15 protein-coding genes are annotated in these 16,873 nt (G+C 57.0%); 5 read left to right on the forward strand and 10 right to left on the reverse strand.

The window, feature by feature from the left end; genetic code table 11:
- Nucleotides 1–412: 412 nt before the first annotated feature.
- From rplI to Pan97_RS21585, 5 genes are all read right to left on the reverse strand, one after another.
- Nucleotides 413–937, reverse strand: a complete 525-nt coding sequence (gene rplI / locus Pan97_RS21565) for a 50S ribosomal protein L9 (protein WP_144976228.1) — start codon at nt 935–937, stop codon at nt 413–415.
- 87 nt (nt 938–1,024) lie between these two features.
- Nucleotides 1,025–1,528 (reverse strand): single-stranded DNA-binding protein, encoded by a 504-nt coding sequence (ssb, locus tag Pan97_RS21570; RefSeq protein WP_144976230.1) that lies wholly within the window; start codon nt 1,526–1,528, stop codon nt 1,025–1,027.
- Between the two features lie 64 nt (nt 1,529–1,592).
- Entirely contained in the window at nt 1,593–2,021 is a 429-nt protein-coding gene (gene rpsF, locus Pan97_RS21575) for a 30S ribosomal protein S6 (protein WP_144976232.1), read from the reverse strand.
- 96 nt (nt 2,022–2,117) lie between these two features.
- Nucleotides 2,118–2,678 carry an aminoacyl-tRNA hydrolase gene (gene pth / locus Pan97_RS21580; protein WP_144976234.1) on the reverse strand — a complete coding sequence of 187 codons (561 nt, stop codon included), beginning with the start codon at nt 2,676–2,678 and terminating at the stop codon, nt 2,118–2,120.
- A 39-nt stretch (nt 2,679–2,717) separates the two neighbouring features.
- Nucleotides 2,718–2,999 (reverse strand): hypothetical protein, encoded by a 282-nt coding sequence (locus Pan97_RS21585; RefSeq protein ID WP_144976235.1) that lies wholly within the window; start codon nt 2,997–2,999, stop codon nt 2,718–2,720.
- Nucleotides 3,000–3,474: 475 nt separating this feature from the next.
- Between Pan97_RS21585 and Pan97_RS21590 the strand changes: the two genes are divergently transcribed.
- Nucleotides 3,475–3,822 (forward strand): co-chaperone GroES, encoded by a 348-nt coding sequence (locus Pan97_RS21590; RefSeq protein ID WP_144976237.1) that lies wholly within the window; start codon nt 3,475–3,477, stop codon nt 3,820–3,822.
- Here the strand turns inward: Pan97_RS21590 and Pan97_RS21595 are convergent.
- Nucleotides 3,819–4,775, reverse strand: coding sequence for a ribose-phosphate diphosphokinase (locus tag Pan97_RS21595; RefSeq protein ID WP_144976239.1), 957 nt, complete (start codon nt 4,773–4,775; stop codon nt 3,819–3,821). The genes Pan97_RS21590 and Pan97_RS21595 overlap by 4 nt on opposite strands.
- Nucleotides 4,776–4,860: 85 nt before the next feature.
- On the reverse strand, nt 4,861–5,613 hold the full coding sequence (locus tag Pan97_RS21600) for a sugar phosphate nucleotidyltransferase (protein WP_144976240.1): 753 nt from the start codon (nt 5,611–5,613) through the stop codon (nt 4,861–4,863).
- Nucleotides 5,614–5,997: 384 nt separating this feature from the next.
- On the opposite strand from Pan97_RS21600, the gene Pan97_RS21605 reads away from it, so the two are divergent.
- Nucleotides 5,998–7,533: a protein kinase domain-containing protein gene (locus Pan97_RS21605; protein ID WP_144976242.1), complete on the forward strand. Its 1,536-nt coding sequence runs from the start codon at nt 5,998–6,000 to the stop codon at nt 7,531–7,533.
- Between the two features lie 7 nt (nt 7,534–7,540).
- Here Pan97_RS21605 and Pan97_RS21610 read toward each other — a convergent pair whose 3' ends face one another.
- The gene (locus Pan97_RS21610) at nt 7,541–8,413 is read right to left on the reverse strand and encodes a uracil-DNA glycosylase (RefSeq protein ID WP_144976244.1); all 873 of its coding nucleotides are present in this window, start codon (nt 8,411–8,413) and stop codon (nt 7,541–7,543) included.
- Nucleotides 8,414–8,598: 185 nt separating this feature from the next.
- On the opposite strand from Pan97_RS21610, the gene der reads away from it, so the two are divergent.
- From der to mtnA, 3 genes are all read left to right on the forward strand, one after another.
- Nucleotides 8,599–10,056, forward strand: a complete 1,458-nt coding sequence (der, locus tag Pan97_RS21615) for a ribosome biogenesis GTPase Der (protein WP_144976245.1) — start codon at nt 8,599–8,601, stop codon at nt 10,054–10,056.
- A gap of 173 nt (nt 10,057–10,229) precedes the next feature.
- On the forward strand, nt 10,230–11,336 hold the full coding sequence (ald, locus tag Pan97_RS21620; protein ID WP_144976247.1) for an alanine dehydrogenase: 1,107 nt from the start codon (nt 10,230–10,232) through the stop codon (nt 11,334–11,336).
- A gap of 2 nt (nt 11,337–11,338) precedes the next feature.
- Nucleotides 11,339–12,418 (forward strand): S-methyl-5-thioribose-1-phosphate isomerase, encoded by a 1,080-nt coding sequence (mtnA, locus tag Pan97_RS21625; protein WP_144976249.1) that lies wholly within the window; start codon nt 11,339–11,341, stop codon nt 12,416–12,418.
- 100 nt (nt 12,419–12,518) lie between these two features.
- Here the strand turns inward: mtnA and glnA are convergent, their stop codons facing one another.
- Entirely contained in the window at nt 12,519–13,931 is a 1,413-nt protein-coding gene (glnA, locus tag Pan97_RS21630) for a type I glutamate--ammonia ligase (RefSeq protein ID WP_144976251.1), read from the reverse strand.
- Nucleotides 13,932–14,086: 155 nt separating this feature from the next.
- Entirely contained in the window at nt 14,087–16,711 is a 2,625-nt protein-coding gene (locus tag Pan97_RS21635) for an MMPL family transporter (RefSeq protein WP_165698903.1), read from the reverse strand.
- Nucleotides 16,712–16,873 lie beyond the last annotated feature (162 nt).

The raw sequence follows: 16,873 nt of genomic DNA on the forward strand, positions 1-16,873 counted from the left end.
GTTACGTCTGCCTGACTTCGGAATCCATGTTACCACGGAGCCCACTCAGGACAACGCTGCGAGCAGATTTAGGGATCGGTTTTACGGGCATCACAAAATGGACGTGATGCACAAAAAAACTCCTCGGGGAGGCCGAGGAGTTTTTTTGGATTGTCCGCTGGGGAAGCTAACAAGGCCGGCGTTCTCGCCAAAGAGCCGACCGAGCTTCGTCACCGTTGGAAAAAAGGGAGTGCGACTTACTAAGACCAGCAAGCTCCGAGTCCAAGGGAACGGGACTCAAGGAGCCTGCCGTAGCGTGCTAAGCCTGCCGCGATTCAGAACGTTGCCGGGCCTGAACCGGGGGACCTTTGCACAGTTAAACTCAGTGCGAATAAACTCAGTGCGAACTTCGCACGTGACTGCCTGGGGCGAACTAGTCGCCGGAGACGGTCGGAACAACCCAAACCTTCAATTCCGATTCGATTTCGGCATGAAGGTGAATCTTGACGGTATACAAACCGAGTTCCTTCAGCGGACCTTGCAGGCGAACCTGGTCGGGGGTCACGGTGAAGTTCTGTTCTTTCAAAGCAGCCACGATTTCGGCCTGACCGACGCTACCGTACAGGTGACCTTCGTCGTTGGCATTGGCTTCGATGGTAACACTTTGGCGGTTCAACAGATCCGCGATGGCACGCAGACCAGCCAGACGCGACTTTTCGATCTCAGCCAGCTTGGCCTTGTGCTTTTCGACCATCCGCTTGTGGTGGGTGGTCGCGATGGTCGCCAGCCCCTGTGGGATCAGGTAGTTGTTGGCATAACCGGGGCGAACTTCGACAACGTCGCCAGGCTTGCCCAGGTGATCCACCGATTGGATCAACAACAGTTCGATACCGCCGTGCTTGCCTTTTGGCAAACGCTTCCAAGGACGGGCTTTGTGCTTTTCAGATCGAGTTGGCATGGTCTTACTATTTCCAATAATAGCCAGTGGTTTGGCGATCTTGTTCTGAATGTCTCGGTGACGTCGACTTGGGTCGACCGCCAGCCACTAAAACGGAATGTCGTCGTCGGCCGCCCCTTGCGAACCAGGTCCGCCGAAGCTGCCGTCATCGTAGGAATCGTAGTCGCTGGACCCGCCCTGGTTGTGACCGCCACCACCCTGTGGCTGCGATTGACGCTGGGGAGGTCGCGATCCGCCGCGGCTTCCTCCGCCGCCCCCTTCGCGTCCGCCGAGCATCTGCATCTTCTCGCCGACCACACGAAGCTTGGATCGCTTCTGTCCGTCCGTTTCCCACGTGTCGAGCTTGAGTCGTCCTTCGATTAACACGGACGAGCCCTTGCTCAAATATTCACTGGCGATTTCCGCGGTGCGTCCCCACAAGGTCACATCCACAAAGGTCGTTTCATCGACCCATTCGCCACTTTGGTTCTTTCGCCGATCGTTCACCGCCAAGCCCAGCTCGGTAACGGCCAGTCCCCCGTTGGAAACATAGCGGACTTCAATGTCCCGTGTCAGGTTCCCGACCAGAATAACTCGGTTGAAACTTGCCATCGTGACGCTCCTTCCGGGGAAATCAAAATCGACTGAGTCTTCACCGCAGATCACTGACGACGAACTAGTCGGCAGCTTCTACCGTTTCTTCTTCATCTTCCGACGAAACTTCTTCGTCATCGTCCGAGCCGGTGTCATCCGAATCGTCATCGCCGGCGAACTCGTGTCCTTCAGCGTGTGCGATCAGCATGTCGACCAGGCGTGGATCTTGCTTGATGAAGAGGTAACGCAGCATGTCGTCGCTGATGTTACATGCGTAGTTCAACTCTTCCATCTTGGAACTGTCCAAGCGGAAGTAGGTCAACCAGTAGGTTCCACGACGATGCCCGTCGATCGGGTACGCCAGGCGTTGTTCCGCCCACATGCGGCTGACCAGGATTTCGCCGCCCAGCTTTTCCACCAGGGCGTTGATTTTTCCGGAGACCCCACTGGGATCCTTTCCATAGCGATTGGAGTCCAGAATGAACATCCCTTCGTAAACGTAAGCCGCCAAGGTTTCTACTCCTCGAATGTCGACGTCAAAATGATCGGTGAGTGGCTGGCCGCAACTTGCTGGGCCGATAAGCCAACCACATGATTAATTGATTTGTTATCCGTTGCATTGATTCATCGTGTGCACCAGTCCGTAAGCGGCCCAGTCTTCAACGACTGAAGCGGCCCTTTCGATGCATACGTCCATCTCTGGCTTTTCCGCCTTGGCGAAGTTGCTCAAGACATATCCAGCCACATCCGCTCCTTCCCGGGGAGGTCCAATTCCGACACGCAGTCGAGGCACCTCATCCGAGCCGAGCTTTTGAATCACATCGGCCAATCCGTTCTGCCCGCCTGCCGAACCTTTCCCTTTAAGCCGTAACTTGGCCAGGGGAAGATTGAAATCATCGCAGACGATCAAAACGTCTTCCAGCGTCAATTTGTAAAAATCGAACGCCGGACGAACACTGTTTCCACTCTTGTTCATGAAAGTGTGCGGCCAAAGCAACATCAGCTTTTCGCCACGCACCCCCACCTCCGTCAGTTGACCGTTGAACTTCGACTTAGGCGGCGAGGCCGCGTGTCGCTTGGACAACGTCTCCAGCACGTCGAAGCCGACGTTATGCCGCGTACCTTCGTACTTTTTCCCTGGATTTCCGAGCCCGACAACGAGTTTCATCGTATCCAGTCAGCACAACGCACGAGGCAATCCGCCGCCTTATTTACCGGCGCGGAAGAAGTCGACGTGGAGAACTTCGGTGCCGAAAGTGTCCCACTGGACCTCTCGCATCACGACGCTCTCGGACACGTCCCCTTCCAGGGTAATGTTCTTCACACCATGGCGAACAATCGAGTCGAATTGTTCAGCGCACAATTCCAAATGCACCACGTCTTTGCCGTCACCGTATAGTACGGCGGGAATCTTCCCGTCGCGACGCAGGTTGCGATTGGCTATCTTGCCGGTCTTTTCGCGCTTCGTGGCTTTGAGTGTTTCGGCCATGAAAACTTGTTCCGCAGTCAGTAAGTGTTGTCTAGGGGGCGACCGGGCAAAAGGTGAGTCTGGTCGGCTGTTATGAATTAAAAGTGATCCGGCGAAGGAACCAGGAGTTCCCTGGAGACCAACTTCGTAATTTTGGAAACTGGTTATTTTGCCAAACTATCTGCCGTTGGCAAGTCCAAACCATGGTCTCTTCGCTGATTTCATGCCAAGTGAATCGCCGATCGTAGTAGACCGCCCACAAAAGCGAAGCTTATCGATACGTGCCTGTTCACGGCAAAACGCCTAGCAACATGCCATAAAGCAAGTATCAAGTGCGAGTTAGGCACATCCTTCCGCCAACCGATAAAGTTTGCCATACGCGGCACGAACACCGGGAAGCCGAATCGTCTCGGGGGATTGCTAATCTCTTTTCTTTAAGAACAATTGAACAGAGCCCCTTTTTGCCCCCTGATCGCAACCCTGAAAACGGAAATCCATGGCCAAATCGACCCGCAGTAAAGTCATCGAGTACGTCGAACCAATCGGTGCCCGCGTTCTTGTTCGCAAGGATGAACCGAAACGGACGACCAAGGGGGGCATCGCGTTGCCGGATCAAGCCGAGATCCCGACGATTACCGGGCGAATCGTGGCCATTTCGACCCAAATCGAAAATGACGAAGACTTTCCGCTTCGTCAGTACGATAAGATCCTCTTCCACCCGAAGGAAGCGATTCCGGTCGACTTCGAGACCGACAACCAGCTGTTTGTCGTCCCGGTCGAGGACGTCGTGGCCGTCTTTCGCCGTGAAACCGGCTCGAAGGCCTCGAAAAGCGACGAGGATTAGGCAATGTTCTCGCGGAACAGGGCACTAATCGACTCGTCGTTATGAATTCGCTTGATCGCCTCCCCCAGAAGTGGAGCAACCGATAGCACCCGCATGTTGGTCAGCAGGTCCTGCGATTTCTGCGGAATCGTATCGGTCAGAATCAGTTCCTTGATCGGTGCGGCTTGCAGACGGGCAACGGCCGGACCGCAAAGCACTCCGTGGGTGGCGGCGATGTAAATCTCTCTTGCGCCGGCCTTATGCACGACCTTGGCCGCACCGCAGATCGAGCCTGCCGTGCTGATCATGTCGTCGAAGATCACGGCAATCTTCCCTTCGACCGGCCCGCCGATGATGTTTTTGGTCGTCGTTTCGTGGGCACTGGTGCGGCGTTTGTCGACGATCGCCAATTCGCCGTTGAGTCGGCGATGGTGGGTCACGGCGCGTTTAATGCTGCCAGCATCGGGGCTGACCACGCACAAATCTTCCGTCGGAACGCCCAAGCTCAGGAAGTAATGATTCAGCACCGGCGAGGCATTCAGGTGATCGACCGGAACGTTGAAGAAGCCCTGGATCTGAGCGGCATGCAGGTCCATCGTCAGCACCCGGTCCGCTCCCGCACTGGTGATCAGATCGGCGACCAGTTTGGCAGTAATCGGCACGCGACCTTCGTCTTTGCGGTCCTGACGAGCGTAGCCGTAATAGGGGATCACCGCGGTGATACGCTCGGCACTGGCCCGTCGACAACTGTCGATCATCACCAGCAATTCCATCAGATTATTGTTCACCGGCGGACAAGTCGGCTGCACGAGGAAAACGTCGCGACCGCGGACGTCTTCGTCGATCTTGCATTGAATTTCACCATCGGGGAACTCGCCCAGAGAAACTCGCCCCAGCTTTAGATGCAGGAAGTTGCAGACATCTTCGGCAAGCTTTTGGTTAGCGCGACCGCTAAAGATTTTGATCTCACGCATGACGTAAACTGGGCAACCGGCTGAGAGTTGTCGAAAAAGGTGCTACGAACCAAAAAAGGGGCCATCGCCCCTCAAACCACTTCCGTCAGGACTTATTGTAACCAATTTCCGCCATCACACGCTCTACCTCGGCCAACTGCTCGCGCGAATTAATACTGTACGCTTCACATGCTTTGAGGACCGGAAGGGCGTCTACCTTGTCTCCCAGCCCTTTGAGAATCTTGGGGCAATCGGTGAGGTAATACTCACCCTGGGCATTGTCGTTGGTGAGTCGCGAAAGGGCCTCGACCAACCGAGGAGCCTGGAACACATAGGTGCTCATGTTCACTTCGGTAATGGTCCGCTGCTGGGGCGTGGCGTCTTTCTCTTCGACGATCCCTTCAAACACGCCTGCGTCATCCCGAACGATGCGGCCCAGACCGGTCGGATCGTCCCGCTTGAGCGTTCCCAACAGGCAAGCGTGGCCATCGGCCTCGAAGGCTTCGAACAGTTCACCCAGCGAGGATGACTGAACCAGCGGCGAGTCTCCAGCCAACACCACCACGCTGCCGTCGGTAGACTTCAACTCATCCAGGCACATCTGAACGGCATGGCCCGTTCCAAGCTGCTGGGTCTGCTGGACGAAGACGATGTCGTCGTGCGACTTGAGGGCCTCTTGCACATCCTCGGCTCGGTAACCAACGACACAGACGATCTTCTCGACCCCGACCTCTCTTAGAGCGTCCAGGACATACTCGATCATCGGACGCCCCAGGACTGGAAACAGCACCTTGGGCATCTCCGACTGCATTCTGGTCCCTTTACCAGCAGCCAGAACAACTGCAATCCGCTTTCCCATTTTGCCTGCTCGCTTGGGTCCCAAAGCACGATACGACCGGTGGACAGGGCAGCAGTCCGTCCGTAAACGGTCACATCTTGGCATTTTTTGGCTTGGAGTTCCAGAGGCACAATCTGCCACGACAGAAAATGGACCAACCGGAACCTATTTAATCGCCAAGACTTACGAAACCAGCAAGAAAATTTGACGACCTTGACGGTTATGATGGCATCCACCCATCTGAGTTATTGGTCGCCGAAATTAATTTAGGCGTCTGGAATTTGCTTTCATGTTAAAAGTCGAATAACATAACGAGCGGAACAGAAAAGTCTTATCCCCGCATTCTTACCTAGACGGAAGAGGTGCCCTGATCGCTGCTGGACGGTGAGGGCCCAGGAAGATTTTATGGCAGATCTTACCGCTGAAGAATTTGCGCAGCGCGTTATCGACTTCAATCTCCTCGAACATCGCCAGGTCGAACAGGTCTGGAGCGAACTGGGAACGCGAGAAGTCTCGTTGGGTGAATTCCAGAATCTGATGCTCCGTAAAGAGCTGTTGACCAATTATCAGGTCGAACGCGTCGTCAAAGGCCTGCGTACCGGGTACTTCTACGGCGACTATAAGGTTCTGTACCTGATTGGTACTGGTACCTTCGCGCGGGTTTTCCGAACCGTGCACAAGGACACCGGCAAAGTGGTGGCCGCCAAGGTGCTGCGGCGTCGTTTCAGCGAAGATCCCAAGCGTGCCTCGCAGTTCATGACCGAAGGGGAACTTGGCAAGGGGCTGCGTCACCCGAACATCTGCCCGATCTACGAGGTGCACTCCGAAACGTCGATGTACCAGCAGGGAACCAGCTATTTCCTAATTATTGAGTTCATCGAAGGGCAAAACCTGCGTGACTTGTTGCGGATTCGAGGCAAGTTCAGCCCGAAAGAAGCCACCCAACTGATGATCGACATCACCTCGGGCCTGGCTTACGCCGCCGAACGTGGCCTGACGCACCGCGACTTGAAGACGTCGAACGTGCTCATCTCGTCGCGTGGCCGTGCCAAGCTCGTCGACTTTGGTCTGGCCGCATTTGCCGAACAGGTCAACGAAGATGGCCAGGCAACGAACCCTCGTACGGTCGACTACGCCGGTCTCGAAATCGCGACCAACGCCCCGCGTGACGATCCACGCAGCGATATCTACTTCGCTGGAGCGATCTACTACCACATGCTGACCGGCTTGCTTCCTCTGTATGAAACGCGTGACCGACAGAAACGCTTGGCGGCCAGTCGTTACTTGAACATCGAGCCGATTGCCAAGGTCGCCCCGGACCTGCCGCGTTCGGTGGCTTCCGTCGTGCTCAAAGCGATCGAAACCAACCCCGATCGCCGTTATCAGACGACCGGTCAGATGCTGATGGATCTGAAGATGGCCGCCAAACGGTTAGAACTCGGCGACGATTCCACCGCAGGCGAAATCCGCGGAAAGCTCGAAGCACAAAACGAAGCCCGCATCGCCAAGCAGTTCGAAGGCTACAATAAGACGATCATGATCGTCGAATCGAACATGGAAATGCAGAATATCCTGCGTGACCGCCTGAAGAAGTATGGCTACCGCGTCCTGGTGATCAGCGATCCTCAGCGTGCTTTAAGCCGTTTCGCCGAAGATTCTTCCCCGGCCGACATCATCGTGTTCAGCGCGATCGACATGGGACAGGCAGCACTGGAAGGCTTCAATCAATTCGCCGAAGACATCCACACCAAGGACAAACCGGCCGTGTTGATCGTGAAGGAACGCCAGACAGCGATTCGCGATGCTGCCGAATTGGGCGAAAACCGAGCCATCATGACGATGCCGGTCAAGGTTCGCGACCTTCGAAAGCTGATTCACGAGCTGCTGAAAGATCCGCTTTCGCCCGAAGAAATCGACGCCGAAGCAGAAGCCGCGCAGTAGACGTCCCCTACTTCGCCGGTTTGGGAATCGCGATTCCCATGTCCTTCAGCATCATCTTCATGTCTTCCCAGACGTCCTTCTTGGCCGAAGGATTGCGCAGCAGGTACGCCGGGTGATACGTCACCACGACCTTGCTGCCGCGGTACGGATGAAACTTGCCGCGGAGCTTACCGATCGGGGCGGTCGACTGAAGCAGGTTCGTGATCGCGAATCGTCCCAGGCAAACGATGTACTCCGGCTGGATGATTTCTAACTGTCTCTCAAAGTAGGGACGACAGTTCTCATTTTCTTCCGTGCTCGGATTTCGATTGCCCGGCGGGCGGCACTTGAGCGTGTTCAGGATGTACACGTCCCCTCGCTGGAACGTGCAAGCCTCGATGATCTGGGTCAGCAGCTTGCCTGCTCGTCCCACGAACGGCTCTCCCTGTCGATCCTCGTCCGCTCCAGGGGCTTCGCCAAAGAAAGCGATCCGCGCCGTCGGGCTACCAACCCCGAAGACCGTTTGCGTTCGCGTTTTCGCCAACTCTGCGCAAAGCGTACATCCTGCCACGGTCGCTTTCAGTTGATCGAGTTCTTCCTGCCGCCTGGCTGCCGAGAGCTTGGCATACGCAGCCAGCCAAGGCTCGTCCGAAGAACTGGGCAGCGTGGGCATCGCGACAGGCTTCACCGCCGGTTTCGCTGCCGAAATGGTCTCGGTCTTCTTCGGCTTAGGCATCTCGCTGACTCCTTGCGGTGCGGGGATTTCCGGTTCGTTTGGGGGTGGTTCGACTGGCGTAACGGGAAGATCGAGCCCGGCCTGTTTGGCGACTAGCTCCACACCCGACGACCGCCAGGCCTGGGCCTGTTGAAGAAGAACGCGGCGAATTTCAGGCTCGTCCATGCCGGATATTGCCTAGTGGATGAGGTGGCTTGGGTACTGAGAATTCGCGCAGGAATGGGAACGCTAAGAAGTTTTCCCTTACTCAGGCGAGACCTAGCACGTAAAATGAACATAAACCATATTAGGGTAAGTAATTCATGCTTTCCTGTCATCCATACTCGCACCTCTGATTGAATTCTGCCCCTATGGCGGTACCCCAAGTAGTTATCATCGGTCGCCCGAACGTCGGTAAGTCCAGTATCTTTAACTGGTTGGCCGGGCGTCGGCTCGCCATCGTCGACGACGTCGCCGGCGTCACCCGAGATCGTATGGTTCATCTCCAGAAGTGGAACGACCGCTTCTTCGAGATCGTCGATACCGGCGGAATCGGCGTGAATGACGTTGATAATCTCACCGACGAAATCGAACGCCAGATCCAAATCGCGATCGATTCGGCCGACGTCATTTTGTTCGTGGTCGACGTCCGCAGTGGCATGCTACCCTTGGACCAGCAAGTCGCCCAGCGGCTACGCAAGATCGACAAGCCGGTTGTGCTGGTCGCCAACAAGGCCGACGCGCCTCACATGGACGTCGAAGCCGATCAGTTCTACCGTCTCGGCCGCGGAAAGCTGGTCGCCGTCAGCACCCTGCAAAATCGCAACAAAAGCGATCTGCTCGACGTCATCGCCGATCGCCTTCCGGACATGGAAGCTCCGCAAGACTCCGATGGCCTGCCGGAAATGAAAGTCGCGATCGTCGGTCGCCGTAATGTCGGCAAGAGCACCTTCGTCAATACGCTCGCCCAAGCCGATCGGATGATCGTCAGCGAGGTCGCCGGGACGACCCGCGACAGCGTCGACGTACGCTTCGAGATGGACGGCAAGTCGTTCGTCGCCATCGATACGCCAGGGCTTCGCCGCCGCGTGAGCGTGAAGACCGATATCGACTACTACAGTACCCACCGAGCCGAGCGAAGCATCCGCCATGCCGACATGACGCTAATGTTCTTCGATGCCTCGCAGCAGATCAGCAAGGTCGACAAGCAGCTGGTCCGCTATATCAGCGACGAATTCAAGCCGTGCATCTTCGTGGTCAACAAGTGGGATTTGTACAACACCCAGATGCCGACCGAACGCTGGGCGACCTACCTGCACGAGACATTCCCGATGATGTCGCACGTGCCGATCGCGTTTATCACCGGGAAAACGGGCAAGAACGTCAAAACGCTGCTCAACCACGCCCAGATGCTGTACAAGCAGTCTCTTTCGCGGATCAACACCGGCGAACTGAACCGGATTTTGAAAGAGATCATCGCCCACCACCCACCACCGCTGCATAAGAATCGCAAGCCGAAGGTCTACTACGCCACGCAAGTTGGGGTTCAGCCCCCGACCTTCGTGCTGATGGTGAACATGCCTAAGGCGTTCTCGCAGAGCTATCAACGGTACCTGATTTCCTCGTTCCGCGACGCGGTCCCCTTCCCCGAGGTCCCAATCAAGCTTTACCTGAAGAAGCGCGAATCCTCGGACGAGCGGGACGACTTCGGCAAGGTCGGCAAACCGGAGTTCGAGGAAGAAGCGTCCGATGAATTCCTGCCGGAAATCGATGAAGGTGGAGATAGCTCCGTCATCGAGCAGTACGACGACGCCAACGAAGAAGCCTGATCGACTGCCTAGAAGAAATCGATTCTTTCTATAAGAAAACAGTGGCGAGATTTCTCGTAATTCCGTCCCCTGGGTGCATGTCCACATCTGCGTGGACATGTTTCAATAACGAGTGCCCCTTATGAATTTGCGCATCGCACTCAAACTATTGAAACAAACGTAGAGACCATCAGATGATCGTTGGCATTCCCAAAGAGGTCAAAAAGGACGAGTACCGCATCGCTATCTTGCCGGTTGGTGCCGAAGAACTGGTGCGCGCCGGGCACACCGTCGTCATCGAGAAAGACGCCGGGATCGGCTCGGGATTGACCAACGAGCAGTACCTGGAAGCAGGGGCCAGACTCGTCGATTCGGCCGAAGAAGTCTTCGCCCACGCCGACATGATCATGAAGGTCAAAGAGCCGCAGGCGGAAGAGTTCCCGCTGATCCGCCCCGGACAAATCGTCTTTACCTACTTCCACTTCGCCGCCAGTCGAGAGCTGACCCAAGGGATGATCGACTCCGGTTCGATCTGCCTGGCATACGAAACCCTTCGCGATCGCCGCGGCACGCTTCCTCTCTTAACCCCCATGAGCGAAGTTGCCGGACGCATGAGCATCCAGGAAGGTGCCAAGTACCTGGAAAAGCCGCAGATGGGGCAAGGCATCCTGCTGGGCGGCGTGCCTGGCGTGGCACCGGCTCATATCACGATCCTGGGTGGTGGCATCGTCGGAGCAAACGCCGCGAAGATCGCCGCAGGCTTCAACGCCGACGTGAACATCCTCGACATCAACATGGACCGCTTGCGGTACCTCGATGACGTGATGCCACCCAACGTCAACGTGCTGTTCAGCGATCGACACGTGATCCGTCATCAACTGCAGCTGGCCGACCTGGTGGTCGGTGCGGTGTTGATTCCTGGGGCGAAAGCCCCCATGCTGGTAGCTCGAGAAGACCTCAAGCTGATGAAGCCTGGGAGCGTGATCATCGACGTGGCCGTCGACCAAGGGGGCTGCATCGAGACCTCGAAACCAACGTCTCACAGCGATCCGACCTATCTGGTCGACGACGTGCTGCACTACTGCGTCGCCAACATGCCAGGCGCCGTCGGTCGCACCAGTACCTTCGCCCTGTGCAACGTCACCCTCCCCTGGGCGCTTCGCCTGGCGAACGAAGGGATCGAGAAGTCGCTGGCAAGTTCGCCTGAGCTTCTCACGGCCCTGAATATCCATACCGGCAAAGTCACCAACGAGGCGGTTGCCGGTACCTTCGATCTTCCCTATCAACCCCTGACTGCTTAACCATGACGACTTCCACACCCCACACGACTGCCCCCGATCCGATTCGCTTTGTCGGGGAAACGGACGGTCATCTCGTCCTGATCGACCAAACCAAGCTGCCGGTCGACTTGGTTCATATCGAATGCCGCGATGTCGAAACGGTATGGGAAGCCATCAAGATGCTGCGTGTCCGAGGCGCACCGGCAATCGGAATCGCTGCTGGCTATGGAGTCATCGTCGGTCTGCAAACGGCCGTCGACCAATCGGCCGACCAGTTCGAGGCCCGCTTCCACGAAGTGGTCGAGTACCTCGCAGGCAGCCGCCCCACCGCGGTCAACTTGTTCTGGGCCCTCGATCGACTGAAGGCCACCTACGCCGCCGAGAAAGAGGCTGGCAAGTCCCCTGCCGACATTCATCAGGCACTGCTGGCCGAAGCCCGCTTCATTCACGAAGACGATCGCCAGGTGTGCCGGGCCATAGGCCGCCATGGCGCCGAGTTGATCGGGTCCGGCAACGGCATCCTCACCCACTGTAACGCTGGCGGCCTGGCCACTGCCGACTACGGCACGGCCTTGGCAGTCATGTTTACCTGCCACGACCAAGGGAAGAGCATCCACGTCTATGTCGACGAAACGCGACCGCTCCTGCAAGGCTCGCGGCTGACGGCGTGGGAACTGGTGCAGCGCGACATTCCGGCGACGCTTATCTGCGATAACATGGCCGCCCAGGTCATGAAAGAAGGACGCGTCAACGCGGTCATCACCGGCGCCGATCGCATCGCCGCCAATGGGGATTCAGCCAACAAGATCGGAACGTACGGCGTGGCCCTGTTGGCCAAGGCGCACGGCATTCCGTTCTACATCGCCGCGCCGATCAGTACGTTCGACCTCACGCTACCCAACGGCGACGGCATCCCCATCGAACAGCGCGACCCGGTCGAGATCATCCACGGCATGGGCAAACAAACGGCCCCGGAAAACGTCCAAGTCTACAACCCGGCCTTCGACGTGACCCCGGCCGAACTCATCGCCGGGATCATCACCGAAAAAGGGGTCATCTCACCGGTAACCCCCGAGAACATCGCCCAAACCACCGCCAGTTAGACGATTGTTCCAACCGTCACTAGTTGAAGCGAGTGCAGGTGATCCACCTCATCCAGTCCCCTCTCCCTCGAAGGGAGAGGGTTAGGGTGAGGAATTCTTCTTAAATATCGTAATACAAGCAGAACTCATAAGGATGCGGACGCAGACGAATCGCGTCGGCTTCGTTCTTTCGCTTGTACTCGATCCACGTTTCGATCACGTCCTTCGTGAACACGTCGCCGCGCAATAGGAACTCGTGATCGGCCGCGAGCGCATCCAATGCTTCATCCAGCGAGCCTGGCGTCTTCGGCACGGCGGCCGCTTCTTCCGGCGGCAAGTCGTAGATGTCCTTGTCCAGCGGCTGGCCGGGATCGATCTTGTTTTGAATCCCGTCGATCGCGGCCATGGTGATCGCGGCGAATGCCAGGTACGGGTTACAGGTCGGATCGGGGCAGCGGAATTCCACCCGCTTCGCCTTCGGACTGGGGCTGTACATCGGAATGCGGCACGATGCCGAGCGGTTCCGCTGCGAGTACGCCAGGTTGACCGGGGCTTCGTACCCCGGCACCAATCGCTTGTAGCTATTGGTCGTCGGATTGGTAAACGCTAATACCGCCGCGGCATGCTTCAGCAGACCGCCAATCGCATGCAGCGCCGTCTCGCTGAGGCCTGCGTAGCCGCTGCCTGCGAACAACGGCTCGTTATCCTTCCAGAACGAGAAGTGCGTGTGCATGCCGCTGCCGTTATCGCTGAAGACCGGCTTGGGCATGAACGTGGCCGTGCGGTTGTTTCTCTTGGCGACGTTTTTGATCACGTATTTGTAGATCAAAAGATCGTCCGCCATCTTCACCATCTCGTTGAACCGCATGTCAATTTCGCACTGACCGGCGGTCGATACTTCGTGGTGCTGGGCCTCGACGTTCAAACCGCACTCGATCATCGTCTGCATCATCTCGTTCCGCAGATCCATGAGCGAGTCGGCTGGCGGCACCGGGAAGTAACCTTCTTTGTGACGCAGCTTGTAACCGAGATTTGGCCCTTCATCCCGGCCGCGGTTCCACTCCCCTTCCACGCTGTCGATGTAATAGAAACCGTGCTGCGGGCGTTGGTCGAAGCGGACGTCGTCGAACACGAAGAACTCCGCTTCCGGACCGATGAAACAGGTATCGGCGATGCCGGTGCTCTTCAAGTAGTTAGCCGCTTTGCGACAAACGTTGCGCGGATCGCGTGAGTAATCTTCACGCGTGATCGGATCTTGAATATTGCAGATCAGAACGAGCGTGGGCAACTGCGTAAATGGATCGACAAAGGCCGTATCAGGCTGCGGCACCACGAGCATGTCGCTCTCGTTGATCGCCTGCCAGCCGCGGATGCTGGAGCCGTCAAAGCCGAGGCCATCTTCGAAGGTATCTTCGCTTAAGTGGCTGACCGGAATGGTGAAATGCTGCCACAGACCGGGGAAATCCATGAAGCGGAAATCGACCGCTTTCACATCGTTTTCACGGCACAGGGCTAAGACTTCTTTCGGCGTCATATTGGGGCTCCCTTTCAACTTGGTGGTGACGTGGGGCAGGCAAGATCGGGAACCGAGACACCACCCAGCACGCAAGAGCTAAGTGGCGTCACGATTCCTGCATGAATCAACAATATGGCGCTTTCATTGCCGCGATTCAATGAGACCGAAAGATTTTATTCCGGTGGCTTCCCGGCTTGCGTGAGAACTTCATCGTCTGAAAAGCGATTCATCAACGCGAGAAAACATGGCAGCATGATCGTGCGGACGACGAACGTATCGAGCAAAACGCCGACGGTCAGGGCAAATCCAATTTCAATCACCCCGAGCAGCGTTCCCATGCACATCGACGCGAAAGTCCCGGCCATCACCAGACCGCAACTGGTAATAATTCCGCCAGTGGTCGTCATCCCGCGCAATAGCCCATCGCGCAGCCCCAGTCGCCGCTGCTCTTCAAACACCCGCGTCGCCAGGTAGACGTTATAGTCCTGACCGATCGCCGCCAGAATGACGAACAAGAACAACGGCACCTTCCAGTCCAATGCCTGGTACGAATCGGCATAGACGGTGCGGAAAAACAGTTCGGTGATGCCCAGCGTGACGTAGTAACTGAACAGCACCGAGAGGATCATGTACGCGCACACCATCGGCCGCCGCAGGATCACCAGCAGCACGAGAAACACCGCCACGATCACCCCCAACTCGATCCGCTTTTGATCCTGCGTGGTGACCTTCATCAGGTCGCGAATCGATGGCGTCGTTCCTTGGATGTAGATCTTCGTTTCGTTCCAGGGAGGCGGCAACGTGGCAATCTCTTCCTGCAAGTTGGTCTCGATGTGGTCCATCAGCGCGATCGCTTCGTTGGAAAACGGATTGCGATCGGTCAGCACACGGAACAAAGCGATCTGCCCACTCCACTTTGGCTCCTGAGCCAGGAAGAACTCTTTCGTCCGGCTATGATTTTTGAGCATCAAGATTTGCCGCCCGCGCGACGAAAACGTGAAAACCGGGCGATCCCCCAGCGGCTGCTCGCTGGTAAAAACGCGTTCAACGTCGTCGTCGGTGTTGAAAATCGTCACAGCAAGCTGGTTGGTGATGGCCTGCCCTTGGGTTTCCATGAATTGGCCAGCCGGGTTCACCGCCAGGATCGTCAGCGGCCCGCTTTCCCCGAGTGGAAAATAATTCCGAATACGTAGCGCCGTCTGCTTCGCCATGCGGTCGTCATCGAGATCGCCGAACAAGTCGTACGAAACCTCAACCGCCCGGCCGGTGGTGATTCGTTTGTACAGACTCGGAAAACCGACGATCCCAAGTAGCAGCACCACGACCGTCAATGTGAGACCTGGCCGCGAACATACCAACTGCGAAATGCGTTCCCACCAACCCGCCGACACGGGTCGGCTTTTCTCGACGAACTGCCGCGTATCTCCCCACGGCCAAAACATGGTCTGCCCCATAAAACGCATGATCGCCGGGGCCAGCGTCAGGCAGGTCAATAGGGTGATGAGCAGACAAAGCCCGATCGCCGGGCCGCTGTTGCGGTACTTCTCGAAATCGGCGAAGAACATCATCCCCAGCCCGACCACCGTCGTCATCGCGCTGGCCGTCAAGGCCTCCCCTACCCCGGCCAAGGCCCTAGCGATCGCCCAGTCATGATCGCGGCAGCGGGCCAGTTCCTCTCGGTAGCGACCTATCAAAAACAAACAGAAGTCGGTCCCTGCCCCGAACAAGATCACCACGATAAAGATTCGTGACGTCTTAAATACCTTGAAGTCGAACCAATCCATCCCTGGAAGCAAGTGTACCTGCGTGAGCAGCGCGACCAGCCACGACGAAATGATGAACGACACCGCAATCGAAAGCAGCGGTACCGTCAGAAGCATCGGCGTGCGGTAAATCAGCAGCAGGATGATGATCACCAGCAAAATCGTGTAAAGCTCGGTATTGGCGATGCTCTCTTTGGCCGCCATCAGCATTTCGCCACCAATCGCCGCGTTACCGGTTACACCAATATCTAAATGTGTGAGCCCCGCTTCCTGAGCCCGGGTGCGCCAAGTTTCGACGTACTGGGTCGCTTCCTGCAGTACGCGGATATTGTCGGTGGCCATGAATTCGTTGCGCGACTCGACCACGATCAGCACGGCATGTCCGTTCTTGCTGGTCAGCATGTCGCCGCGAACCAGTGTGTGCCGCGTAAGAACGTCGAACTGATTCCAGTTGATTGGATCGACCGGAACGAGTTCGAGCGTTTCCTGTTTCAGCTCCGGACGCAACGCAATTGCCTGCTCGCGATACTGTTTTCCAGCATCGTCATCCCCATACTGCTGACTGGCGAAGGCCATGTTCCACAGCGGTTGCCAGTTCTTCGAGTCGAGCAGCGCCGACTCTTCCCACGCGGCCATCACCTGCTGCACCGGTGTCGGCAATTCGTCTTCGGGTGGTTTGCTCTGGGAAGCCTCCGCAGCGATCGCCGCCTGGTACAGCATCACCCCTTGGACGTTTTGCAGCGGCGAGGCCATCTTGTCCGCGAAACGCAGATCATCCTCGGTCAGGGGCTCGTCTTTCCGGCTGATGGCAAACACCAACTGGCTTTTCGCCTGACGCTGTGGAAAGGCTTCGCGGAAGAGGCGTTCGGCTTCGACGCTCGGCAGACCGGCAGGCAAGAACGCCAAGTCGCCATCGAGCGTCACATCGTTCCAATGCGGCGGCAAAACCGCCGCCGCAAGCGCCAATACCGTCCAAAAGCAAAGGATGGCAATGGGATAGCGGACAACGAACTTCCCCAGCTTTTGGAACAACAAGATACGAGGCCTTCGCCACGAGTCATACGAGCAGAGTGCCGAGCCGCTATTTGCGCGGCTTACCCAACCCAATTAATCGTAGCGGCCAGCCCAGGCGTCGCCAACCAGACACCGTGTTGCCAAGCAAACACTGCATCCCACGTGTGGCAGTAAAAAGAGACC

Origin of the sequence: Bremerella volcania (assembly GCF_007748115.1) — a bacterium.
Lineage (GTDB): Bacteria > Planctomycetota > Planctomycetia > Pirellulales > Pirellulaceae > Bremerella > Bremerella volcania.

Coding starts and splice junctions, on each gene's coding strand:
- glnA (WP_144976251.1), bottom strand. CDS start 13,931: ATGACGCCGAAAGAAGTCTTAGCCCTGTGCCGTGAAAACGATGTGAAA.
- der (WP_144976245.1), top strand. CDS start 8,599: ATGGCGGTACCCCAAGTAGTTATCATCGGTCGCCCGAACGTCGGTAAG.
- mtnA (WP_144976249.1), top strand. CDS start 11,339: ATGACGACTTCCACACCCCACACGACTGCCCCCGATCCGATTCGCTTT.
- Pan97_RS21600 (WP_144976240.1), bottom strand. CDS start 5,613: ATGGGAAAGCGGATTGCAGTTGTTCTGGCTGCTGGTAAAGGGACCAGA.
- pth (WP_144976234.1), bottom strand. CDS start 2,678: ATGAAACTCGTTGTCGGGCTCGGAAATCCAGGGAAAAAGTACGAAGGT.
- Pan97_RS21595 (WP_144976239.1), bottom strand. CDS start 4,775: ATGCGTGAGATCAAAATCTTTAGCGGTCGCGCTAACCAAAAGCTTGCC.
- Pan97_RS21590 (WP_144976237.1), top strand. CDS start 3,475: ATGGCCAAATCGACCCGCAGTAAAGTCATCGAGTACGTCGAACCAATC.
- Pan97_RS21605 (WP_144976242.1), top strand. CDS start 5,998: ATGGCAGATCTTACCGCTGAAGAATTTGCGCAGCGCGTTATCGACTTC.
- Pan97_RS21610 (WP_144976244.1), bottom strand. CDS start 8,413: ATGGACGAGCCTGAAATTCGCCGCGTTCTTCTTCAACAGGCCCAGGCC.
- ssb (WP_144976230.1), bottom strand. CDS start 1,528: ATGGCAAGTTTCAACCGAGTTATTCTGGTCGGGAACCTGACACGGGAC.
- Pan97_RS21585 (WP_144976235.1), bottom strand. CDS start 2,999: ATGGCCGAAACACTCAAAGCCACGAAGCGCGAAAAGACCGGCAAGATA.
- ald (WP_144976247.1), top strand. CDS start 10,230: ATGATCGTTGGCATTCCCAAAGAGGTCAAAAAGGACGAGTACCGCATC.
- rplI (WP_144976228.1), bottom strand. CDS start 937: ATGCCAACTCGATCTGAAAAGCACAAAGCCCGTCCTTGGAAGCGTTTG.